This window comes from Methylophaga sp. UBA2513 (assembly GCF_002341285.1).
GTDB lineage: Bacteria > Pseudomonadota > Gammaproteobacteria > Nitrosococcales > Methylophagaceae > Methylophaga > Methylophaga marina.
The window spans coordinates 59,660-60,197 of the sequence record NZ_DDNT01000021.1; the positions used below are offsets into that span (position 1 = coordinate 59,660).

Annotated in this window: 1 pseudogene; it reads left to right on the forward strand. The window is 47.6% G+C overall.

Annotation, left to right across the window (positions count from 1 at the left end):
* Nucleotides 1-538: pseudogene (locus B3V56_RS12805) on the forward strand (hypothetical protein); the annotation flags it as partial.

The window sequence follows — 538 nt, forward strand, 5'->3', positions numbered from 1 at the left end:
CAGAGCCAGAGCCAGAGCCAGCATTCCAGACAGAAGCAGAACGTTTACGCTTACTGATGACGGCTGACGACGAAACTGAAGAAGTTGATGCTGAACCTGAAGTGGCTGAAGAAAGCCTTTCAAGTGAGAAAGAGAGTTCAGTACCGTCTGAAGAAATTGCAGAAATGCGTTCAGAGCTGGATGAGCTGCGTGAAAAAGTACGCGCCAGAACCGCACAACTTCGTGCAGAGGCGAAAGCACGTAGCCAACAACCAGCGGTGGAACCTGAACCAGAAAGCACAGTTGATATGGCGAGTTCAGAACCGGCTTATGAACAGACGCCTGAGACAGAGACAGTAGACATTGAAGAGACTGATTCAATAGATGATGCTGACTCCCTGTCTGTCAGCGAGGATTCAAAAGATGATTCTGAGCCAAATTTATCTTTATCTGATAATGCCGACGTGTCTGAGCCTGTTGTTGAGGAAGAGTTTGATCTGGATGAGGTTGCACAAACTGTTGAGGATGAACTCACTGATATCGAGCCAACGATAGAGCA